The following is a 23,011-nucleotide window of genomic DNA, read 5'->3' as shown; positions in this document are numbered from 1 at the left end:
GGGATCGACACTATTCGAGCCGGGCCCCGCGTGACCCGGCTTCGGCTCGCTCTCCCGCTCAGCGAACCGATGCCGCGGACCGTGGGCCGCGGCGTGCTCGAAAGCGCCCCACGGACGAACTTACCGCAGAGTAAGATAATGCCATGGGCTCACACATCGCGGTGCGGTTCGAAGGTGAACGTGCCTACGTCACGCTGAACCGGCCGGACAAGCACAACGGCCTGACCATCGAGATGCTGCGCGATCTGGTGAGTGCCGCGCACGCGGTGGCCGAGCGGCGCGACGTGCGCGCGGTCATCCTCTCCGGCGCGGGGCCGAGCTTCAGCAGCGGACTCGATATCGCCGCGGCCACCGGCGATCCGCTCGCCATCGTGCGCAACTTCGTTCCGCTGCCCTGGCGCGGCACCAATACCTTCCAGGAGGCCTGCTGGGCCTGGCGCCGGCTGCCCGTTCCGGTGATCGCGGTCGTCCACGGGCGCTGCTACGGCGGCGGCCTGCAGCTGGCCCTCGCCGCCGATTTCCGTTTCGCCACCCCCGATTCCGAATACTCGGTGATGGAGGTGAAGCACGGTCTCATTCCGGATATGACCGGCACCGCGACGCTGGCCCGGCTCGTCGGCGCCGATCAGGCCCTGCTGCTCGCCATGACCGCCGACACCGTCGACGCCGCGCACGCCGCCCGAATCGGGCTGATCACCGAGATCAGCGCCGATCCGATGGCCGAGGCCGAGAAGCTCGCCGACCGCATCGCGGCCCGTCCGCCCGACGCCGTCGCCGCCGCCAAGCGCCTCATCGACCGCGCCTGGCACGCCTCGGCCCGCCGCGCGTTCGCCCTCGAGCGTGCTGCGCAGTTGCCGCTGATCGTGCGGCGAGCATTGGGATCGGGTGGAAAAACACCGAAATAGGTTTGGGAATCGCCCGGTCGCAGGCGCAACCCCCCAATTCTGGGGATTTCACTGCTAGCATTTCCGACGATTTGCCAGCCAGTCGAAATGTGGTGCACGACACACGCGTGCGTTCCGTGGATCGAGGCCCGTTTCGGCGCGACCCCGGAGGGCCCACCCCTGTGAGCAGAACCGCGTCCATCCTGATGTCCGCGCTCGCGGGCGCCTCGGCCCTGCTTCTCACCGCGACCGCCCCGGCCACGGCAAACCCCAACGCCATCAACCCGATCCCGGTGCTCAACGGCACCAACGGCCTGCCGAACCTGCCGGGCCGCACCCAAGCCGTCTTCCAGGTGACGGGCATGGCCAGCCCCAACGTCACGCAGAACTACAACGTGCTCGGCACCGACCTCGGCATCATGTGGGACAACGGCCACGGCGAGATGCTCACCGCCTTCGGCGATACCGCGGGCCTCGGCTTCCCGAACCTGCTCGCGGGCAGCATGTGGGCGTGGCGCAGCAATATTCTGGTGCGCAGCCACACCAAGGATCCCTCCGGCGGCATCTACTTCGACAGCGTGGTGCGCGATGTCTTCGGCCAGGCCCGCGATCTGATTCCGAGCCCGAAGATTCCGTTCCTCGAGATCAGCCGCATCCCCACCGCGGGCATCTCGGTGGGCGGCGTGCAGTACATGAGCACCATGTCGGTGAAGACCTGGGACGCGCCCGGCGAATGGACCACCAACTTCTCCGGCCTGGCCGCCTCCGCCGACAACGGCGAGACCTGGGCCGATCTCACCGCCACCCGGCGCCCGAACGAGGGCGGCAACGCCAACTTCCAGATGAACGCCTTCGTGAAGGACGGTGGCTTCGTCTACGTCTACGGCACGCCGTCCGGCCGCGACAACGCCGCCTACATTTCGCGGGTGCGTGAGCCGGATATCCAGAATCTCGGCGCCTACGAATACTGGGACGGCGCCGGCTGGATCCGCGATGTGAACAAGGCGGCGCCCATCATGCACGGCGTCGGCGAGCTGTCGGTGATGTACAACGACTATCTCGGCCAGTTCATCTCGCTCACCACCGATCCGTGGAACTCGGTCGTCATGCGCCGCGCATCCTCGCCGGTGGGTCCGTGGAGTGCGCCCGAGGTGCTGATCGATACCCGGGCGTTGCCCACCGCGTATGCGCCTTCGATCTTCCCGTATCAGACCGGGAGCGATCTCTACTTCCTCACCACGGTGCACAGCCAGTACAACGTGCTGCTGATGCGCACCCGCCTGTAGACCCGATCCAAGGTCGTCGATGCCCGCGCTGCCCGGCGCGGGCATCGTCGCGTTTCCGAGCCCGCGCACAGCGCGGCTGACGGCCGCAGCGTTACGCGTCGACGGACCAGCCCCACGGCGCACCCGAGCGAATCGAAGGCCCCGATGACGAACTTGACCTGAACAAAGGTTGATGTACGAGCCTGGGGATCACACACGATCAATCGGGAGGACCATCATGACCGCGCAACTGATCTCGGACATCGCCGAAACCCAGCAGTGGCTGCGGGCACGCGCCCGCCCGCTGCGCACCGAATCCGACGCAGTCGGCGCCGATCTCGATCCGCTGATCGCGCGACTCGCCGAGGCGAGCGTCGTGGGCATCGGCGAGTCGACCCGGTTCTCCCGGCAGACCTTCGGCGTGCGCGAGCGCATCTTCCGGGCGCTGGTGCAGCAGCACGGTTTCCGGGCCCTGGCGATCCAGGACGGCGCCCGCTCCGGCGAACGGCTCGACGCCTACGTCCGCACCGGCCAGGGCGATCCGGCGACAGCGCTCGCCGGGGCCTGGCGGCCGTGGCGGACCGCGGACATGGTGGCCGCCCTCGACTGGATCCGCGCGTTCAACGAACAGCATCCCGACGACCCGGTCACGGTGTTCGGCATCGAACCGCCCGCCGCCGAACCCGCCGATTACGACGCCGTGCTCGATCACGTCCGCACCGAGGCACCGGATGCGCTGGCACAGCTGCGATCCCATCTCGATCCGATCCGCACCGCGCACCGCGTGGACGAACATGTACAGCGTCACCAGGGGATTCATCCCGGCCGCCCGTTCATCGAACACGCCCGTGATGCCCTGCACCTGATCGAACAGCTGGCCGGGGTCCCCGAGGAGATCGCCGCGCGCATGCGGATGATCGTCGATTTCCATCAGTACAGCGTCGCCGGTCAGGGCGGATTCGCCAGGGACGAGCGGCGTTCGGCCGAGACCATCATCGAGCGGCAGCGACGGACCGGCGCGAAGATCGTCTACTGGGACGGGATCGGTCATACCGCGGGGGCCGACGCCGGAGTCGGGCGCACCGACCCGGCCCTATTCCGCGGCGCGGGGGTCCATCTGCGGGCCGAATTCGGCGCGCAGTACCGCGCCGTCGCGGTCGGCTTCCATCACGGCGATCTCGGTGTCGCGATCGCACCGGACCCGGCGCCCGACCTGATCGACGCCCAGCTCGGCGCGATCGATCTGCCCGCCTTCTTCGTCGATCTGCACGGCGACGCTCCCGAACCGGTCGACCGGTGGCGGCGCGGGCCGGTGAAAATGCGCACGATCAGCGGGATCTACGACCCGGCCAAGGACGATGAAGCCTTCATCACGGTCGGCTCGCTCGCCGACGCCTTCGACGTGCTGATCCACGTTCGTGCGTCGACGCCCGTGGAGTGGCTGCCGGAGTTCGCCGCCTGATCGCGCGGTCGCACAGCCGGGGACGGGCCCGGTGACACCGGTTCACAACGACAGCGAACGAGACCAACGCACGCGTGATCGCGAGCGCAGCCGCGCAGCGGGCCGAATGCGCCGGGTCGGAGCGGTGACGCGCGGCGGGGTTTTGCCGGGGTGTCACGCTGACCAGCTCGCCCCTAGGTGCGGGCTGGTCAGCACTGGGCTCACGGACCGCTGAGGCGGGCAGCGGGGCCGCCGGGTTGCCGAGGCACCCCGGTGGGGGTCAATACACTGGCCGCTATGGACGCGGCCGAATGGGATGCGCGGTACGCGCAGGGTGAATTGGTGTGGGGCGCACCGCCGAACAGCACCGTGGTGGAGCACGTCTTCGGGCTGGATCGGGTGACGCCGCTGCATCCGGGCCCCGACGGCGTCGTCCCCGATCTGCCGCGCGCGCTCGACCTGGCCTGCGGCGAGGGCCGCAACGCGCTGTGGCTGGCCACCCACGGCTGGCGGGTACACGCGGTGGACTTCTCGCAGGTGGGCATCGATAAGGGGCGCACGGTCGCGACCCGGCTGTCGCGCTCGGTCCGGGAGCGGCTCACCTGGCAGTGCGCCGACCTCACCGATTTCGAGTCGACCGGCATCACCGGCCCCTACGAGCTCGTGCTGATGGTGTTCCTGCATCTACCCGCCGCCCAGCGCCGCCCCCTGGTGCGGCAGGTGGCGCGACTGCTGAGCCCGGGCGCCACCCTGCTGGTGCTCGGCCACGACAGCACCAATCTCACCGACGGTTACGGCGGCCCACAGGACCCGGAGATTCTGTTCACGCCCGACGACATCGTCGCCGATCTGGCGGGGCTCCCCGATCTCCACATCAGGGTCGCCGACCGGATCCAGCGCCCCACCGAGGGCCGCGACGCGATCGACGCCCTGGTCATCGCGTCCCGGGCGGATCTGGAACCGGAGCAGCCGGCGCCGTCCGACTAGGGGAACAGTCCACAGGGCGTGGCCGCTGGACTGTGGACCGGACGGCACGATCAGTCGTCGCTCTGCACCAAGGCGCGTCAGATATCGCCCCGGCCTCAACAGGTCGGGAAGCCCTGTGTCCGTCAGCGGTCGACGCCCGTGCGCGCGGTCCGGGCCAGTGGGCTATCCGACGACGCTCCATCGCGTCAGCCATCTGCCCGCCGTCGCACCGATGACGTCGAAGCCCGTCCGGAAAGAATGCGGCTGACCCGGGATAACGCAGACCTCGGCGGCATCGCCCGGATCCGGGATGCCGAACGGGTCGCTACCGCCGTTGATCACCACCACCTCGATATCGCCGGTCGCCAGCAGCTCATCGCGCCGGGATTTCTCCGGCTTACCCGGCGGATGCAGCGGGAACGCCAGCGCGATCACTCCGCGCGCGCCCACCTCGATCGCGGTCCGGCACGCCACCCGCGCCCCGTTGCTGCGCCCACCCTGGATGAGCGGCAGCTTCTTACCCACCCGCCTGCGCACGGCCTCGACGATCTCCACCCAGGCCGCGTCCTGTTTCACCGCCGATCCTGGCGCCCGCCCGCCCGCGACCCGGTACGGCTGGGTCACCAGGCCCACCGCCCCACCGGCGTCGAGGGCCGAATCGCGAACAGCCAGAATGTCTTTGGTATCGACGCCGCCACCCGCGCCGTGGGTCAGCAGCAGGAGGAACCCGGCGCCGCGCGGACGGCGCAGCTGCACCTCGGCGGGCCCGGCACTCGTCTCGATCCGCACACCTCACAGTAACCGCAGGTCAGCTGCCAGCCGCCGGCCCGGCGAGGGGTGGCGTGTTCATCGCGTCACATTGGCTGATTTCGTCTTTGCGACCGCCTTACTGGCCGGTAATATGGCGAATAAGTTACCCGCGAGTAGCATGCGGAAAACCGGTATGGCTACCCGGAGGCGACAACGGGCGGGAACGGCAGAACAACCGACCGCACCAACTCGATGGAGAGTGAGTAGCAGACATGGGCCATTACAAGAGCAACGTCCGCGACCTGGAGTTCAACCTCTTCGAGGTGCTCGGCATCGGCTCGGTGCTGGACAGCGGCGCCTACGGTGACCTGGACACCGACACCGTGAAGGAAATGCTCAACGAGGTCCGGCGCCTGGCCGAGGGCCCGCTGGCCGACTCCTTCGTCGAGGGCGACCGCAACCCGCCGGTCTTCGATCCGGAAACCCACACCGTCACCCTCCCCGAGGCCTTCAAGAAGTCCTACCGCGCCCTGGAAGACGGCGAGTGGATGAAGGTCGGCGTCCGCGAGGAGCTCGGCGGCCTCGGCGCCCCCTCCAGCGTCGTCTGGGCGTTGAGCGAGATGATCCTCGGCGCCAACCCGCCCGCGCAGATGTACGGTGCGGGCGCGGGCTTCGCGCAGGTCTTCTACAACAACGGCACCGATGAGCAGAAGAAGTGGGCTCAGATCATCGCCGAGCGCAACTGGGGCGCCACCATGGTGCTGACCGAGCCCGACGCGGGCTCCGACGTCGGCGCCGGCCGCACCAAGGCCATCAAGCAGGAGGACGGCTCCTGGCACATCGAGGGCGTCAAGCGCTTCATCACCTCCGGTGACTCCGACGACCTGTTCGAGAACATCATGCACCTGGTGCTGGCCCGCCCCGAGGGTGCGGGCCCCGGCACCAAGGGCCTGTCGCTGTTCTTCGTGCCGAAGTACCACTTCGACTTCGAGACCCAGACCCTCGGCGACCGCAATGGCGTCTTCGTCACCAACGTCGAGCACAAGATGGGCATCAAGGTCTCGGCCACCTGTGAGGTCACCTTCGGTGGCCACGGCATCCCCGCCAAGGGCTGGCTGGTCGGCGAGGTGCACAACGGCATCGCGCAGATGTTCGACGTCATCGAGAACGCGCGCATGATGGTGGGCACCAAGGCCATCGCGACCCTGTCGACCGGTTACCTGAACGCCCTCGACTTCGCCAAGGAGCGGGTGCAGGGTGCGGACCTGACCCAGATGACCGACAAGACCGCGCCGCGCGTCACCATCACCCATCACCCGGATGTGCGTCGCTCGCTGGCCATGCAGAAGGCCTACGCCGAGGGCCTGCGCGCGGTGTACCTCTACACCGCCGCGCACCAGAACGAGGACATCGCCCAGCTGGTCTCGGGTGCGGACAAGGACACCGCGTTCCGCGTCAACGATCTGCTGCTGCCGATCGTCAAGGGCGTCGGTTCCGAGCGCGCCTACCAGTACCTGACCGAATCGCTGCAGACCTTCGGTGGCTCCGGCTTCCTGCAGGACTACCCGATCGAGCAGTACATCCGCGACGCGAAGATCGACTCGCTCTACGAGGGCACCACCGCCATCCAGGCGCAGGACTTCTTCTTCCGCAAGATCGCCCGCGATCGTGGTGTGGCGCTGGCGCACGTGGCCGGCCAGATCCAGAAGTTCATCGACGCCGAGGCGGGCAACGGCCGGCTGAAGGGTGAGCGCAAGCTGCTCGCCACCGCGCTCGAGGATGTGCAGGCCATGGCCGCCACCCTGACCGGGCACCTGATGGGCGCCCAGGAGCAGCCGACCGAGCTGTACAAGGTCGGCCTGGGTTCGGTGCGCTTCCTGCTGGCCGTCGGTGACCTGCTCATCGGCTGGCAGCTGCTGCGTCAGGCCGAGGTGGCCGGCGCCAAGCTGGACGAGGGCGTCACCGGCGCCGACGAGGCGTTCTACAAGGGCAAGGTCGCGGTCGCGCAGTTCTTCGCCCGCAACGTCCTGCCGGAGCTGACCGCCACCCGCACGGTGCTGTCCAACCTGGACAACGACATCATGGAGCTCGACGAAGCCGCTTTCTAGGCCGGCCCGCCTCTCCGGGATTTTGGCCGGATTCAGGTGCCGTGAGAGTCGCGTTGGCGGCCTGCGGTGAGTGCCGGGGTGGGTTAGCCCGTACCCGGTGAGTTACCCGGATCTTGCGAGATCAGGTGGCAAGTAGAGCACAAGCGAATGAGCGGCTCGGAATTTCCGGGCCGCTCTTTCGTGTATCTGGGGGCGGTGTCCATGTTTCCGCCTGGCGGGTGTCGGCGGGCCCGGATAAGGTTCTCCTTGCGTTCGAACCGGGTGGGATCTGTCCAGGAGGAAACGGTGAAGCTGAACCGATCGTTGGCCACGCTTGCCCGCGTCGGAGCGGTGGGTGCGGTGTGTTCGATGGTTCTGGCAGGGCCCGCCATCGCGGATCCGAACAATGTCAATCCGATTCCGGGGCTGAACGGCCAGCCGCGCGGGTTGCCCGCGCTGCCCGGGCCCACGCAGGCGATCTTCCAGGTCACCGGCATGGACAGCCCGAACCGGACGCAGAACGTCAACGTGCTCGGCACCGATCTCGGCATCATGTGGGACGACGGGCGCGGCGGCATGATCACCGCCTTCGGCGACAGCGCCGGGCTCGGTGTGCCGAACCTGCTCACGGGCAGCGTGTGGGCCTGGACGAGCAACGTGCTGTTCCGCAGCCATGATCCCGACCCGTCCGATGGCATCATGTTCGACGGCGCTGTGCCCAATCCACTGCCGAGCCCCAAGATTCCGGGCATCGAGATCAGCCTCATCCCCACCGCGGGCATCTCCGTGGGCGGGGTGCAGTACATGTCCATGATGTCGGTGCGCAGCTGGGGCGATCACGGCAAGTGGGACACCAATTTCGCGACCCTCGCCGTCTCCGGTGACGGCGGCCAGACCTGGGCCCAACTGCCCACCACCCGCCGCGCCAACGTCGACGGTTTCGAGAAGTTCCAGCAGAACGCCTTCGTCAAGGCCGGCGGCTACGTCTACAAGTACGGCACCCCGGCGGGCCGCGACCACGCCGGCTACATCTCCCGGGTCAGAGAGCACGAGATCGCCAACCTGGACGCCTACGAATACTGGGACGGCCACGGCTGGAAGCCCAACGACGCCAAGGCCGCAGCGCCGATCGTCGGCGGCGTCGCCGAACTGTCGGTGCAGTGGAACGACCACCTCGGCCAGTACGTCATGCTCACCACCGACCCGTTCAACTCCGTCGTGCTGCGTACCGCCCCCGCCCCCGAGGGCCCGTGGAGTCCACCCCGCACTCTCGTCGAAGCCGCCGCCCTCCCCACGGCCTACGCCCCGATGATCTACCCCTACCAAACCGGCGGCGACCTGTACTTCCTGCTCACCGTGCACAACCAGTACAACGTCATCCTGATGCGCACCCCGCTGTAACGCGGGCCGGTAACGCCGACTTCTCCCCGGACCGAGGCGATTTCGCGCCGATGTGCTCGGCGCCGGCCGCTTCTGCGGTGCCCGGACAGGTGTGCCATACTCTGCGCGCGATACCGATTGCCTTTCGCTGCAAAGCTTTCGAAGGCTGGGGTAACGAATGAGCGACGACTCGGTGCAGGAATGCGCCGAGGTAGGGATCGGCGCCTATCGTTTGCCTTCTCGGTACCGAGTTCTGCGCAATGTGACATCCGGTGCGGCAGAGGCGATTTTCGGCGCTCCGCTGTGCCGGTTTCGTGGTTTCAGGCGAAAGCGGTGAGGGGACATGATCGAACAGCGCTACACGATCGGCGAATACGTTCGGGAACGGCGGCATTCGGTAGGAATGAGCTGCGGCGAAATGGCGGTGCGGGCGCGGGTTCCGCGAGTGGTCGCCGAAGAGGTCGAAAGCGGTGCACGCGAACCCAGTTCGGAAACCCTGTCGCACCTGTTCGACGCCTTGCAGGTTCCGGTGTGGTTCCGCGCGCATATCAGCAGCCTGACCCGCCCGGACTTCCTGCCGAGCGGGCTCGGCGCGGCACCGGACACCCCGACGCCCGACGATCTGGCGGATCTGCGCAGCCTGACCCATCCCGCGTGCTTCCAGGTATTTCCGACCTTCGATATCGTCGCCGCCAATTCCGCTTATCAGCGGTGGTTTCCCGGTGTGGAAGCGGGGACGAACGCGCTGGAATGGATGTTCTTGAACCCGGCCGCGAAAGCGGTGCTGCCGGAATGGGCGGCGGAAGCGCGGCTGCTGGTGAATGCGTTCCGGGTGCTGTCACCGGGGCTCGCCGACGACAAACGGATCGCTGAGATCGCCGACCGCTGCGGACGCGCACCGGAATGGGATCAGATGTGGGCGGCACCGCTGCGGCCCGAGGAGCTGCACCGCGATCGGGTGCTGGTGCGCGACCCCGTCACCCGGCGCAACCGCGGCATGATCGCACGCATCTACGCGCCGGAATTCCCGCGGCGGCCGTGGATGCTGTACCGGCTGGTGCCCGGCGCGGGGCGCTGACCACCGCGCGCCGAGCCGCCTCGGGATGACCGGGCCGGCCGCTACTCACATTTGACGATCGGGATCGGATCGTATTTCACGGTCCGGGTGGTCCGCGAAACTTCCCTGCCGGTAGCGATATCGGTGATCACCCGGGTGTCGCTGACGGTGAAACCGTCAGCGCCCTCGGTGGCGATGCAGCCATCACCCTTGGGCAGGGTGATGGTCTTGGGTTTGGTCGGCTTGGTGCGTTCGCCGGTGATGGATTCCACCTCGACGGTCTTGGTGCCCCAGATCCGCACGGTCACTTCGGAATTGTTCGCGGAGGCCTCGATATAGATGCCGTTGGCGGTGTTGTTGCGGAAGCTGAGGTCGATGGCGCCATCGAAGACCGTCGCTTCGCGGGCTGCCGGATACCGCGAGATGTAATAGCTGTGCTCGGTGTGACCGGCGTCTTCCAGACCGGCGAAATAGGCCGCGTTGTAGAGCGTGGTGGCGAACTGGCTGATACCGCCGCCGACCGCCTTGCTCGGCCGGCCGTGGTCGATGATGCCGGATTCGACATAGCCCTCGGCGGTGCCGCGCGGGCCGGTGAACTCGTTGAGCGAGAAGGTTTCTCCGGGTTTCACGACGGCGCCGTTGACCTTCCTGGCGACGGTCCGGATATTCACCCCGGACGGCCCGCTGAATCCGCCGGTGGTGAATTCGCCCATCGGCTCCACGATGCCGAGGCCGGCAGCCGCTTCGGTGGTCAGCTTCGGCTCCACCTTCTCGTACACCGCGGGCGCGGTGCGCTGCGGCGCGGGCGCGGCCAGCAAGGTCGCGAGCGGTTCGAGGGTCTTCTGCCAGTTGATCTTGTCGCCGACCACCGACGGAACCACCGTCGGTTTGCCGCCGGTGAGGGTGAAGGTCGCGTCCTTGGGCTCGACCTCGGACTCCTTCAGCTGCGGAGCCAGCAGGTCGGTGGCGACCTTCTGATCGATGCGCGGGGTCAGACCGCCGTTGCCGTCCGGCGCGAACGACACGATGGTGGCGATCTGCTCGGGAACCAGCTGGGCCTTACCGCCCTTACCGTCGAAGATCACCGGCGCCGACACCGCGGGCTGGGCGATCTGCTGCAACGCCTGGTCGATCGCGTCCTGGCGAACGGCGACCGGGGCGGGCACCACCGGCAGGTTCATCGGTGTGCCCGCGACCCAGTTGTGCACGAGCACCTCGCGGGCAGCGGCCGCATCGAGCACCCGGCCGGGGACCGGAGCCACCGCCACCGGCCGAGCGTTCTCGAAGACGATGGTGCCCTCGACGGTGGGGCGGTCGTGCACCCGCAGCGCGTCGAACGTCTTGCCGAGCGCCTGCTCGTCGACGGCGGTATCGACCTCCACCGTCTCGGTGCCGAACAACGAGGTCAGGCGGGTGATCGGGTTGAGCGGCTGATCGCCGATCCGATCCCAGGTGCCGTCCCAGTCGACGCTGAGACCCGCTGAGCCCGGCACCAGGGTGGTCTGCACATCGCCGATTGTCACGGGCAGTTCCCGGCCCGCTCGACCATCCAATTCGGCGCGCAGCTGGGCGTCGGCCGCGGATTTGTCCATGCCGCCGATTTCCACCCCGGCGACCACCACACCACGCGGCACCTCACCGGAGGACATCGCCAGATCGGCCACATAGCCCAGCAGGCCGAGGCCGAACAGGGCGCCGACCGCGATACCGATCTTGCGTGCCTTCGGCGACTGCATGATCTGCAGGAACTCGGGACGCTTCTTCGATTCCTCCGGCTGCCGGGAAATCGGGCGACGCTCGCCCGGTGCGCGTGGGGCCGGTGGGCGGGGCGGTTCGGCGCCCGCCGAGCCGGCTTCGAGGTCTGCCCGGCTCTGCTCCGAGTAGGCGTAGGCGGCGGTTTTCTGCGTTCCGACGGTGTCCTCGGACGGAGCGTGCGAGGCCCACTCGCGCTCATGCGCGTTCTCGGGGCCGTTCTCGGCCTGGGCCGGTTCGTTCGCTGCCGACGCCGTGGACCCGAATCGCAGCGTCGGCTGGGCACCACCTGCCGTCCCAGCGGTCGGCGGGACCGCGCTCATCACCTCCGTGGGCGATTCGCCTGCGTCCGGGTGAGCGGCGCCCCTCGGCACATCGGCAGCCGGGCCGTGACGACCTGCGCTGCTGCGCGAGCCTCCGGCTCGGTGGTTGTGCTCGATCGCCAGCGCGTCGGTCGCGATGACGTCATCGTCCGGATGGGCCGTGGGTGCAGCCGATGTCGGCGGGATCGGGAGCCGACGGGTCAGCGGTTCGTTCGGTGTCGCATCGGTGGGCCGGACCTGCTCCGAGTGCGACCGGGGCGGATCGGGCTGGACGGGCAGCCGCTGCGTCAGATGCTCGGGCGGCGAATCATGCCTCTGCTCCGGGCCCGGCTCATGCGCGGGCCCCCGCCGGGAATCGCGCGCGAGCCCCGGGCGCGAGTCGTGCGCGAGCCCCTGGCGCGGATCGAACGCGCTGTCCGGCGCTGGCCCCGGCGGATCGGCGGGCATCGGGATCCGGAGGGTCGCCCGGTCGAGCGGCGAACTCGCGCGACCGAACCCCGGCGCAGGATCGGAGGCAGGTTGTTCGACGCGTGGCCGATCCCCCGCGCTCGGATGGAGACCGCCGGGTCGCTCGGCACGCGGATTTTGTGCGGGCCGCTCGGCACCGCGCGGATCTTGCGCGTTTAGACCCGGCGCCGCCGGTGAATCCTGGGGCTGCGGGTGCCGATGGTCCGCGAGCGGCTCCTGCGCCTGCTGGGACTCCTGTGCCGACCGACCCTGCTCGGCCTGGAGGCGCTGTTGCTGCTGGGCGCGGGCCGATTCGAGGAACTGTCGTAGCCCGCCGTTGGTGGGCTGTGCGCGGCGGGCGGGCTCGGATCTCTCGCCGCGTCCGGTGTTCGACTCGCCGGTCACGAATCGTCCTCCCCACATCGGGTTACAAGTTTTCCAGCGCGGTGCGCGCTCGCCCAACGATAACGGTCGGCACCGGCCACGTCAGTGCCGCACAGATCACACTGGACCGCGACCCAGCAAACGATCGGCAAAGACGCAGTTCGCACACCAAAAGGCTCCGTGCAGTTGCCGGGTCGGGGGTCTGGCAACTACACGGAGCCGATCTGTCTATCGGCGCCGCATTCGCCGCGTTACACCCGCCTGCCACATCAATTTCCTCCGGCGCGGGACAATCGTGCGCGACCAGGGGTGACGACGAGCGAGGAGATGATGGCATGCAGCTGGGAATGATCGGCCTCGGCCGGATGGGCGCCAACATCGTGCGCCGGATCGTCGCCGACGGGCACACCGCCGTCGGCTATGAACGCCACGCTCCGCATATCGACGAACTCAGCGCCGAACTCGGCGCCTCGTTCTCCGGAACCACCGATCTGGCCGAGTTCGTCGGCAGGCTGGAGACGCCCCGTGTGGTGTGGGTGATGATCCCGGCCGGCGCGACCGGCGCGGTCATCGACCAGGTCGCCGAACTGCTGGAGCCCGGCGACATCATCATCGACGGCGGCAACAGCCGCTACCACGAGGACATCGAACGGGCCGAGCGACTGGCCCCCAAGGGCATCCACTACGTCGATATCGGCACCTCCGGTGGTGTTTTCGGCCGCGCCCGCGGTTTCTGCCTGATGATCGGCGGCGAGGCCGACCAGGTGAAGTACCTCGACCCGCTCCTGCGTTCGATCGCGCCCGGCGTGGACGCGGCGCCGCGCACCCCCGGTCGCACCGGGGAGCCCTCCCCCGCCGAACAGGGGTATCTGCACTGCGGACCGGCCGGCGCGGGGCATTTCGTGAAGATGGTGCACAACGGCATCGAGTACGGCGCCATGGCCGCCTACGCCGAGGGTCTCAACATCCTGCACAAGGCCGATTACGGCGCCGAGTACGACGGCGGCGCGCATTCGGCCGAGGAGACCCCGCTCGAGCATCCCGAGTACTACCGCTACAAGATCGACATTCCCGAGGTGACCGAGGTGTGGCGGCGCGGTTCGGTGGTGGCCTCCTGGTTGCTGGATCTGACCGCCGCCGCCCTGCACGCCGACCCGAACCTCGACTCCTTCGGCGGCCGCGTCTCCGATTCCGGCGAGGGTCGCTGGACCATCGACGCCGCCATCGACATCGGCGTCCCGGTTCCCGTCCTTTCCGCCGCGCTGTTCCAGCGCTTCTCCTCGCGCGGCGAATCCCACTACGCCGACAAGATGCTCTCCGCCATGCGCAAGGCCTTCGGCGGCCACAACGAGCTGCCGCAGGAATAGGACGCCGCAGTCTCTTCTTGACGTGCGCGTCAACGATTGCGCTTCGGGTAAGCGGGATATATTCGGCGCGACCGGCGGACCGGGTGATCAGGATCATCGGCTGTTGCGCGTGCGGATCGGCGCTGTCGAGGTGTCGACTCTAGGTACCGAACGACCGTCGTGCTGCGGCGGGAGGCTAGGAGGCTGGATCTATGCTGCGGGAATTCCTGGACAAGGGTGTGGTGTCGGCGCTGGATCGCGCCGCGCACGCACAGGCGCCGGTGGTGACGAAGTATGCGGCGTGGCTGCGGGACCGGCATCCGGAGGAATCACCCGACGAGATCGTGCGGCGCCTGGAGCGGCAGTACTTGATCGCGGTGACCGCCAGCGGTGTCGGTGTGGGGTTGAGTGCGGCAGTGCCAGGCGTGGGCACGGTGGTGGCGTTGTTCGCGACCGGCGCCGACACGCTGGTTTTCCTGGAGGCCTCGAGCGTGCTGGCCACCGGGGCTGCAGCGGTGCACGGGATGACGCCGGAGGAAGTCCTCGACGACCATCTCGTCTCGGCCGTGGTCCTCGGCCAGGCCGGGACGAAGGCATTGGGACAAACGGCGGGCCATGCCGCCGGCAAGTGGGTCGATGTGCTCGGCGACCGGATCCCGGTGCTGAACCGCATGGACGATTCGTACATGAAGCGCTTCCTGGTCCAGTTCGTGGTGAAACGCGGTGCGCTGATGTTCGGCAAGGTGATCCCGGCCGGTATCGGCGCGGTGATCGGCGGCGTCGGCAACAACGCCCTCGGTCGGACCGTGATCGCGAACTTGCGCAGCACGCTGGGGCCGGCGACGTCGGCCCAGGAACCCGCGCCGGTCAACGCCTGAACGGTCGCGGCGGCCTGAACTCGCCGGCTCCCTTGTCGGTGCGCCGGCCCGCCGGTGACACATAACCCCAGGTCATAGGCAAACCAAGCCCGCGCGATTACGAAGTTCCCCGCAGAACGCTTGACATGTTCTTTGTGTTCAGTCTTTACTGAACACATCAGTATTTACGGAACACGCGAGTCCCCACCGGCCACCGGAATCCTCTGCAAGGAGCATCATGACCACCGCCGCCATTCGCACCGAGGGCCTCACCAAGCACTACGGCAAGCATGTCGCGCTCACCGACCTGCACCTCGAGGTGTTCGAGGGTGAGGTGTTCGGATTTCTCGGCCCCAATGGGGCGGGCAAGTCCACCACCATCCGGATCCTGCTCGACCTGATCCGGCCGACATCGGGCCGGGCGGAAGTTCTCGGCATGGACCCACGCGCCGGCGGAGCCGAACTGCGCCACCGAATCGGTTATCTGCCCGGCGAATTGGCGATCGAGGGCCGCCATTCGGCGCGCGAACTGCTGACCTTTCTCGCCGACCGGCGCGGCGACGTCGCCCGGCGGCGCATCGTGGAACTGGCCGAGCTGCTCGACCTCGATCTGTCCAAGAAGGTCGGCTCGATGTCGAAGGGCAACAAGCAGAAGGTGGGCATCATCGCCGCCTTCATGCACAATCCCGCCCTGCTGATCCTGGACGAACCCACCTCCGGGCTCGATCCACTACTGCAACAGCGCTTCCTGGACCTGGTGACCGAGGCGAAGAACAATGGCCAGACGGTGTTCATGTCCTCACACATCCTCACCGAGGTGCAGCAGACCGCCGACCGCGCCGTCATCATGCGGGCCGGGAAACTGCTCGGCACCGAGAACGTCGAGGATCTGCGCAGGCGTTCGCCACGCGCGGTCGAGCTGATATTCGGCGAGGAGATCTTCCCCGACGATTTCGCCCGGCTGCCCGGTGTGCGCGATCTCGACATCGAGGGCAGCACGCTGCGCTGCACCACCGAAGGCGAGGTGGATTCGCTGTTCAAGGTCGCCGCCAAATATCAGCTGGTCAGTGTGCTGTCCAACGAACCGGACCTGGAGCAGATCTTCTTCAGCCGCTACGGCCGCTGAGCCCATATTTCCTTTCCGCACAGGAGCATTCGCAATGTCGAGCACCGTTTTCACCCAGACCTTGAAAGAACAGCGGCGCGGCCTGATCGGCTGGTCGATCGGCCTTGCCATCGTCCCGATGATCTACCTGCCGTCCTACCAATCGCTGAAAGAGCAGGGCTCGCTGGATATCCAGCAGAACAGCATGTACGACGCGATGGGTTTGAGCGATTTCGCCAGCGGCACCGGGTTTCTCAACTCCACGGTGTACTCGCTGATGGGTTTGCTGCTGATGCTGATCTTCGCGGTCACCATCGCCACCAGAACGGCCACCCAGGAGGAGAACGGCAGCCTGGATCTACTGCTGGCCCAGCCGATCAGCCGGACCGGACTGTTGGCGCAGCGTTTCGCCGCACTCGCGGTGCAGGTCGCGGTCGTCACGGCGGTGCTGACGGTGAGCGTGATCGCCGGCGCGAACTCCGGCAACCTCGAGGTGGAGACCGGAAATATCGTCGCGGCCAGTGCCGGGCTCGGGCTGCTCGCCCTGTTCGCCGGGGCCGTCGCGCTGCTGGTCGGCGCGGCGACCGGTAAGCGTTCGCTGGCACTCGGGGTGGCGGCGCTGCTCGCCGTCGCCGGTTACCTGGCCAACAACCTCGGCGACGACTGGCTGCGCAAGCTTTCCCCGTTCTACTACGCCAACGGCGATTCCCCGCTGGTCAATGGCTGGAACGCCGGGCATCTCGCGGTGCTGGCGGTGGGCGGCGGCCTCGCGTTGATCGCGGCGCTGGTGTGCTTCGATCGCCGGGATCTGGCGGTGTGAACAACACGTCAGGGGCGGGCCGAGCCGGCCCGCCCCGTTTTCCCGTTTCTCCCGCCGGAAGGGATACTCGACCGATGACCAGTTCGGAACGCGACCCAGCGGCCCCGACCCCGGAGCAGTTGGCCTTCGTCGAGGATTTCGCGCTCGTGCTCGAACGCATGGGCCTGGTCCGCATGACCGGCCGCGCCATGGGCTGGCTGATGGTCTGCTCGCCGCCCGAGCAGACCTTCGCCCAGATCGCGGAGGCCTTGCAGGCGTCCAAGGGCTCCATATCCAACGCCCTGAAGAACCTGACCACGATGCGCTGGGTCGACAAGATCTCCAAACCCGGCGACCGCAAGGACTACTACATTCTGCGCGCGGGCGTGCTCCCCGAGCTCACCCGCCAGCAGAGCACCCAGTACGACGATCTGACCGCGATGACCTCCCGCGGCCTTGCCCTGTTCGCGGACCCCGACGGCGAGCAGGCCTCCCGGGTCCGCGAAATGCACGAGTTCTTCGTGTGGATGGGCAAAGAACTTCCGGCGTTGATCGACCGCTGGTACGCCGAACACCCGCGGGCCTGACGCGCGGCCTCACGCCTTTCGGCCGCGCACCCACGCGTACACGAAGCCCAGCGTGAAGCCGAGGTGCACGACGAGGAACACCGCTGCGAGGTCGCGGGCATCGCCGCTGAACACACCCCAGACATCGTTGGCGGCGACGGCGCCGAATCCGACGATATTGGCCGGCACCACACTGGCCTGCACCGCCGACGGCTCCGCATTACGCGAGCTCCAGTTCAACACCGCGATCCCCAGCAGCGGCCCGCCGAGCAGGCGAAGCAGGGCGATCAGTTCCGGCGACGGATCGTCGGGGACCGCGCCGACGCCGAACTGCGCGGGCACGAATATCAACGCCAGGCCGATGCCCGCGAGATAGATCGCCGTGGTCACGAAGAGCGGCTTGAGCATACGAACACCTCGGAATAGGACTGCGACGAATTCAGGATCGCAGAAATCCACCGGCGCGGCGCGAGAAATGGGGCTCGATCACCGGGCCCGCGTCTGCACCCCCTTGTGCCCGTCGCTTGTGACGATCACCTGAGACACGGCAGAGGGTCGAGGCCGGATTCGTCCGCATGCCGAGAAATCCTCACCGTTCGACTGATGAGCCGCTGAGGGCGCGGCGGCGAACAAGCGTTGTCGCGCCCAGTTCGGCCGCGATATCCTGCTGGCCTGGAGGGGGTTCATATGCGAGGCAGTCGGTTTCGACAGTTCTGCATTGCCGTCACGGCTGCCATGATCATCGGTCCGACGCTCGGATCCGGTGCCGGCATCGCTACCGCGGAATCGGGGTTGGAGCGATTCGAGCGACAGCATGTGGAGTGGCAGGAGTGTTCGGACCCCGATCTGGCCGCCGTGCGCGGCGAATGCGCGCAGATCAGGGTGCCGCTCGATTACGGCGTGCCCGGCGGCCGGACGATCGGCCTCGCCATCTCGCGCGTGCCCGCGACCGATCCGGCGCGGCGGCGCGGTGTGCTGCTGACCAACAGTGGCGGTCCGGGCGCGCCGGGACTCGACCCGGGCAATGCGGTCGGGAACGGGCTGTCGGCCGAGGTGCGCGCGTCCTACGACCTCATCGGATTCGATCCGCGCGGAGTCGGGCAGTCCACGCCGGTCGACTGTGGATGGCCGCCGGGGCGGGTGCCGGGCGGCGATGGGCAGCCGGGTGCGGATCGTGCGGCCTTCGATCGCGATGTCCAGCGGGCCGCGCAGTTGGCGGCGCTGTGCCTCGGGGCGGAGGGCGGTGCGCTGCCGCATATCAATACCCGCGACACCGCGCGGGATATGCGGATGATCGCCGCCGTCCTCGGTGAGTCCACGATCAGCTATTACGGGCCTTCTTACGGCAGCTACCTCGGTGCCGTGTTCACCCAGATGTTTCCGGAACACAGCGACCGGATCGTGCTGGACAGCGTGGTCGACCCGGAACGGTACTGGCTCGGCACGTTCCAGGATTCGGGGGTCGCCAATGAGGCCGCACTGGCGGACTGGGCGGAGAAGGTAGCCGCCGAGCAGCAACAGTTCCAGCTCGGGGACAGTGCCGCGACCGTGCTGGCCACCGTTGGCGAACTCATCACGCGAGTGGCGCAGCGACCGATCGAACTCGCCGGGTTGACGGTCGACGACGACATCTTGCTCACGACGTTGAACCTCGCGCTGTCGTTCGGGCCGTATGCCGCTCAGCTGGCCGAGCTCCTGCATCAGCTCCGAGCCGTCGCCGATGGGGCTGCGGTAGCACCGATTCCACTGTGGGAGAACGTGCGTGGCTGGGTCGGCGGGAGCAGGATGTTCGAGGCGCATATGGCCGTCAAATGCGGCGACGTCGCCGCACCGCGCGATCCCGAGTGGTATTGGCGCAATATCGAACGCAGCCGGACCGAGCAGCCGATCTTCGGTCCGCTGTTCAACAACATCGCACCGTGTGCGTTCTGGCCCACGCCGCTCGAACCGCCCACCCGGATCCGGCATTCCGTGCCGGTGCTGCTGTTGCATGCCGACGGCGATATCCGCACCCCGTATTCGGGCGCGACGTCCATGCGCCGCCTGATGAGTGGATCGCGACTGGTCACGCTGCGTGATGTGCGTTGGCACGGCGTGCTCGGGCTCCCGAGTACCTGCGTGGCCGAGGCCGTCGACGCCTTCCTTCTGGACGGCTCACTACCGACGACCGATATCGAATGCCGGCTCGACCCAGCCTGATGGACCGGGCCGGCACCACACAGCCTCACGCAGATCGCGACCCTACTGCCCGCGAAGGTTGTGCCGCCCGCACATCAATCGAACTGCGCGTCCAGCCAATCAATGGTCTGCATACCGAAAAGATCGGTGCCCCAACCGTAGAGGTCGGTGATCATGCGGATCATGCTGCAATTGGAGGGCGCGTAGGTGACATCGGTTCCCTTGGAGCGGTAGATGTCGGCCAGTTCGCGCGAATCCGCGGCCGGCACCAGGGACATGAACGAATCGTCGGCGGCGCAGGAGGTGATGAGCACCTTCGACTCCGGCGCGCCCGCCTGCCCGAGGATGTTGTCGTCGTAGGCGCGCTGGAAAGCGGGCTCGTCGGCGGGATTGAGGCCGGAGGTGAACAGCATCTTCAGTGGCACGAACGGCATGCCGAAGTAGGCCGGGGTCTGGCATTGGGTGCGGAAGAAATCGGCGATGGCTTTGCCCGCGGGGTTGAGCTTTTCGTCGATCTTCATCTCGGGGTACCACGGTTCGAGTCCGAGCAGGGTCGCGAAGGCGAAGCCGGAACCGACCGAACCGTCGGCCACGCGCATGAAGTTGCGCGGCTTCACCACCATCCCTTCCAGAACGGTGGCTTTCACGTCCAGGTCCGGCGCGTAGGTGGGCTGGAGTTCGGCGGAGAAACCCGCGCCGACGCCGCCGCCCGCGATACCGAACAGACCCACCTGAGCCTTCGGGTCCAGGCCCGCTTCGCGGAAGTTCAAGGCCGCGCGGGCACCGTCGAGCTGGGCGTGGGCGGCGAACTTGCCGGCGAACACGCCGTGCGGTTTGCGGTCGGCGTCATTGCCGACGTCGGAGATCATGACCGCGTAGCCCTTGCCGAACAGCATGGCCAGCGGGCCGAGCGCCGACCAGGAGGCGCCGTCGAGCGGATCGCCGCCGGTCCACTGGGTGCTCGGGTGGCAGGACCAGCCGACGCTGTCGTTGGCTTCCTGATACGAGATCAGCTTGCGCTGGTCGTTCGGCTTACCGTCGACCGGGATCATCAGGATGCCGGTACTGATCACGGGCGTGACGCCGTCGACGCCGGTGGTCACGTACATCAACTTGTAGGCGTCGAGGTTCGCCGGTTTCACGCCGGAGAACATGACGTCGACCTTCTTGGATTTCAGGACCGTGCCGGGCTTCTCGTCACCGGTGAGCGGAGGTTCCTGATAGAAGGGGTCGTTGGCGAGCAGGGCCTGGAAGGCTTCGCCCGGTGCGGCGAGGGTGGCACCCTGGAGAGTGCCGACCACATAGCCGTTGAACACCTCGCCGAGGCCAGGCGTGCGCGGCGGCACGAAGGGTTCGGGCGGTGCGGGTTCGGGCTGCGCGAAGGCGATTCCGGCACCGGCGAACAGGGTCAGCGCGGCCGCCGACAGCGCGGTCAGCGGGCGGCGCAGCGATGATCGAGTACCACCGCTTGGCCGGCGCCGCTCCGAGCGCATGAATCGTGCTGCCTTCATGGTCAGTTCACCGCCATTTCCGCGCCCACCGGCGTCACCTTCATCTGCCGCACCGCCGAATCCAGCAGCTGCGGGATGTTCAACAGCGGGCGATGTGATTCCATTTGTATTTCGTACGGCGTGCGCATAACCGCTTCCAGTGCGGGCCAATTGTTTTCGACCTGCCACTTGTATTTCGGCAGCAGCTCGTTCGTAATGTATTCCCAGCGGGCATCGAGCACCGACCAGTTCCACTCCGGCAGCGGCATCGTCAGCAGCGCGGGGCGGCCGTCGGCCATCGTGAACGGAATACGCACGGGCTTGAATTCACGCGGCGGAGCCACGCCGGCCACCGACGGCGACCCGGCCGCGCCGCTGACGTAGGTGATGGCCTCACCGACCGCGCCCTTATAGGCCCGGACCGCATCCCACTGCCCGCCGATCGCCCAATCTTGTTCGCGGCGCAACAGGGTGGCATTGCCCGCGGCGATCCGGTCGCGATCGCCGGAAGCGATATCGCGCCAGGCGTTCATGATGTCGGCGCCGAAGAGCCCGGCGGCCTGGAATTCCTCCAGCGCGGGCAGCCCTCCGGTGACGTATGCGTCGTGCATGGGCATCAGATCGGAGAAGATGTTCTTCTGCATCACCAGGATCATCCCGATGATGTAGTGCAGATCCGCCGGCGTGATCTGCGGTCCCGCTTCGGCCAGTGCGGCCAGCCCGCGCGGCAGCATCGCGACGGCCTGCGGGCCAGCGGTCTGTTCGACCGCGCCGATCACCCCGCGCGCCGACTCCGACAGGCCGGGCAGCGAATAGATGTTGCTCATCAGCTCGAAATCGATGAGGCCGCCACCGAAATCGGCGCCGACTTGGCCACCCATGCCCGCCCACTGCAGTTCCCGGTGGGCCAGTTGCAAATCTTCGTAATAGCGGTACGACCTGATCAGGTTCTGCCGGTTGGCCTCGACGCCGGCCCGCGGATTCCACGCTCGCAGCTCGATTCCGGCCTTGTTGGTGGCGTCGACCAGCCAGTATTGGTAGAGCAGGGCGGCGTAGCGGGTGGGGGCGACGCCCGCGCCGCGGGCCTGGTCGAGCAGGCCGCGCAGTTGGGCCGCGTCGTAGGGCAGGTCCGGATGCACTCCGCCCGGTCCCGCTTCGGCATTGCGGTTCACCAGCGGCAGGTCCAGATAGCGGTCCAGATCATCGGCCGCGGCCGGCGTCGCGGCCAGGCCCATTCCGACTGCGGCAGCGAGCAGCACCACTGCCGCGCGTAGCACTATTCCGATGCGCATCAGCCGTTCAGCCTTCCTCTCCGCACGCTCGATTTCTTGACCTCGAATTCAAGAAATGCGCGGTGTGACAGCACATTTCCCGCGGATAGCCACATTCCGAACAGACCGGCTCGGATGCCGAAACACCGATCGATCTCCACCCGGCCCCGACAGCCCAGCAGGTTACGAGCAGGTAAACACACCCTGACCGGCAAAATCAACCCTGCCACGCCCCGCGGCCGCCGTGCGCGGAATCGACGGAATCGAGCGGAGATTGCCCGGTGACCGGCGGACTATCTGCCTTGGAGCGCGACATCTACCGCTCGAATTTCCCAGGAAAGCGATGCGAAAGATCACAGAACAGTAACGCCGGGTTGGTCTATCGCGAATGCGCCGCCTGGTCCCGAGACGGGGCAACGCTCGCCGCGGCCGCCATCACCGAGGACTTGATCGACGAGTACCGCCGGTTCGTCTACCCGGTCATCGTCGGCCTGGGGACGCCGTTCAACCCGCCGCGCGCCGAACCGCCCGAGCCGGAGCTGGTGGAGTCGAGGGCGCTGAGCCCGCGCGTCGCCTCCCTGCGCCACCGGCGCACACGCCGAGTCCCGCGGGCAGCTTCGCCGCGCCGGTCCCGGTAACCGAAAAGGGTGGCACCCGGCGTAC

At 67.7% G+C, this 23,011-nt stretch carries 19 protein-coding genes; 14 read left to right on the top strand and 5 right to left on the bottom strand.

What is annotated here, in order from left to right:
* The first annotated feature begins 143 nt into the window (after positions 1-143).
* The 4 genes from GV790_RS18160 to GV790_RS18145 all read left to right on the top strand — a co-directional run bounded on the left by GV790_RS18160 (position 144) and on the right by GV790_RS18145 (position 4,577).
* Complete coding sequence (locus GV790_RS18160) at positions 144-905, top strand: crotonase/enoyl-CoA hydratase family protein (RefSeq protein ID WP_163814517.1); 762 nt, start codon at positions 144-146, stop codon at positions 903-905.
* 161 nt (positions 906-1,066) lie between these two features.
* Positions 1,067-2,170, top strand: a complete 1,104-nt coding sequence (locus GV790_RS18155) for a DUF4185 domain-containing protein (protein ID WP_163814516.1) — start codon at positions 1,067-1,069, stop codon at positions 2,168-2,170.
* A gap of 217 nt (positions 2,171-2,387) precedes the next feature.
* Positions 2,388-3,611, top strand: a complete 1,224-nt coding sequence (locus GV790_RS18150; protein ID WP_163814515.1) for an erythromycin esterase family protein — start codon at positions 2,388-2,390, stop codon at positions 3,609-3,611.
* 276 nt (positions 3,612-3,887) lie between these two features.
* Positions 3,888-4,577, top strand: coding sequence for a class I SAM-dependent methyltransferase (locus GV790_RS18145; protein ID WP_163814514.1), 690 nt, complete (start codon positions 3,888-3,890; stop codon positions 4,575-4,577).
* Positions 4,578-4,739: 162 nt separating this feature from the next.
* Here the strand turns inward: GV790_RS18145 and GV790_RS18140 are convergent, their stop codons facing one another.
* Entirely contained in the window at positions 4,740-5,345 is a 606-nt protein-coding gene (locus tag GV790_RS18140) for an alpha/beta hydrolase family protein (protein ID WP_163814513.1), read from the bottom strand.
* A 233-nt stretch (positions 5,346-5,578) separates the two neighbouring features.
* Here GV790_RS18140 and GV790_RS18135 point away from each other — a divergent pair, with 233 nt between their 5' ends.
* The 3 genes from GV790_RS18135 (at position 5,579) to GV790_RS18125 (ending at position 9,851) form a co-directional block, all read left to right on the top strand.
* Complete coding sequence (locus GV790_RS18135; protein WP_163814512.1) at positions 5,579-7,414, top strand: acyl-CoA dehydrogenase; 1,836 nt, start codon at positions 5,579-5,581, stop codon at positions 7,412-7,414.
* A 291-nt stretch (positions 7,415-7,705) separates the two neighbouring features.
* Positions 7,706-8,794, top strand: coding sequence for a DUF4185 domain-containing protein (locus GV790_RS18130; RefSeq protein ID WP_175585937.1), 1,089 nt, complete (start codon positions 7,706-7,708; stop codon positions 8,792-8,794).
* 322 nt (positions 8,795-9,116) lie between these two features.
* Complete coding sequence (locus GV790_RS18125) at positions 9,117-9,851, top strand: helix-turn-helix domain-containing protein (RefSeq protein ID WP_163814510.1); 735 nt, start codon at positions 9,117-9,119, stop codon at positions 9,849-9,851.
* A gap of 41 nt (positions 9,852-9,892) precedes the next feature.
* Here the strand turns inward: GV790_RS18125 and GV790_RS18120 are convergent, their stop codons facing one another.
* Positions 9,893-11,905 (bottom strand): VanW family protein, encoded by a 2,013-nt coding sequence (locus GV790_RS18120; protein WP_163814509.1) that lies wholly within the window; start codon positions 11,903-11,905, stop codon positions 9,893-9,895.
* A gap of 1,166 nt (positions 11,906-13,071) precedes the next feature.
* Here GV790_RS18120 and gnd point away from each other — a divergent pair.
* The 5 genes from gnd to GV790_RS18095 all read left to right on the top strand — a co-directional run bounded on the left by gnd (position 13,072) and on the right by GV790_RS18095 (position 17,430).
* Positions 13,072-14,103, top strand: coding sequence for a phosphogluconate dehydrogenase (NAD(+)-dependent, decarboxylating) (gene gnd, locus GV790_RS18115; protein WP_163814508.1), 1,032 nt, complete (start codon positions 13,072-13,074; stop codon positions 14,101-14,103).
* A 191-nt stretch (positions 14,104-14,294) separates the two neighbouring features.
* Positions 14,295-14,960 (top strand): hypothetical protein, encoded by a 666-nt coding sequence (locus tag GV790_RS18110; RefSeq protein WP_163814507.1) that lies wholly within the window; start codon positions 14,295-14,297, stop codon positions 14,958-14,960.
* A gap of 217 nt (positions 14,961-15,177) precedes the next feature.
* On the top strand, positions 15,178-16,065 hold the full coding sequence (locus tag GV790_RS18105; RefSeq protein WP_163814506.1) for an ABC transporter ATP-binding protein: 888 nt from the start codon (positions 15,178-15,180) through the stop codon (positions 16,063-16,065).
* A gap of 34 nt (positions 16,066-16,099) precedes the next feature.
* Positions 16,100-16,864, top strand: coding sequence for an ABC transporter permease subunit (locus GV790_RS18100; RefSeq protein ID WP_163814505.1), 765 nt, complete (start codon positions 16,100-16,102; stop codon positions 16,862-16,864).
* 74 nt (positions 16,865-16,938) lie between these two features.
* Complete coding sequence (locus tag GV790_RS18095) at positions 16,939-17,430, top strand: GbsR/MarR family transcriptional regulator (RefSeq protein ID WP_163814504.1); 492 nt, start codon at positions 16,939-16,941, stop codon at positions 17,428-17,430.
* Between the two features lie 9 nt (positions 17,431-17,439).
* Here the strand turns inward: GV790_RS18095 and GV790_RS18090 are convergent, their stop codons facing one another.
* Positions 17,440-17,817, bottom strand: a complete 378-nt coding sequence (locus GV790_RS18090) for a hypothetical protein (RefSeq protein ID WP_163814503.1) — start codon at positions 17,815-17,817, stop codon at positions 17,440-17,442.
* A 327-nt stretch (positions 17,818-18,144) separates the two neighbouring features.
* On the opposite strand from GV790_RS18090, the gene GV790_RS18085 reads away from it, so the two are divergent.
* On the top strand, positions 18,145-19,608 hold the full coding sequence (locus tag GV790_RS18085; RefSeq protein WP_163814502.1) for an alpha/beta hydrolase: 1,464 nt from the start codon (positions 18,145-18,147) through the stop codon (positions 19,606-19,608).
* Between the two features lie 74 nt (positions 19,609-19,682).
* Here the strand turns inward: GV790_RS18085 and GV790_RS18080 are convergent, their stop codons facing one another.
* Complete coding sequence (locus GV790_RS18080) at positions 19,683-21,104, bottom strand: lipase family protein (RefSeq protein ID WP_375139405.1); 1,422 nt, start codon at positions 21,102-21,104, stop codon at positions 19,683-19,685.
* The gene (locus GV790_RS18075; protein ID WP_163814501.1) at positions 21,101-22,369 is read right to left on the bottom strand and encodes a hypothetical protein; all 1,269 of its coding nucleotides are present in this window, start codon (positions 22,367-22,369) and stop codon (positions 21,101-21,103) included. The genes GV790_RS18080 and GV790_RS18075 overlap by 4 nt, the downstream gene beginning before the upstream one ends.
* Before the next feature lie 281 nt (positions 22,370-22,650).
* Between GV790_RS18075 and GV790_RS18070 the strand changes: the two genes are divergently transcribed.
* Positions 22,651-22,986 carry a dihydrofolate reductase family protein gene (locus GV790_RS18070; RefSeq protein ID WP_178128078.1) on the top strand — a complete coding sequence of 112 codons (336 nt, stop codon included), beginning with the start codon at positions 22,651-22,653 and terminating at the stop codon, positions 22,984-22,986.
* Positions 22,987-23,011 lie beyond the last annotated feature (25 nt).

This window comes from Nocardia cyriacigeorgica, from assembly GCF_010858045.1.
Lineage (GTDB): Bacteria > Actinomycetota > Actinomycetes > Mycobacteriales > Mycobacteriaceae > Nocardia > Nocardia cyriacigeorgica_E.
The sequence above is the reverse complement of the archived record's forward strand: the minus strand, read 5'-3'. Positions and strand labels throughout refer to the sequence as shown.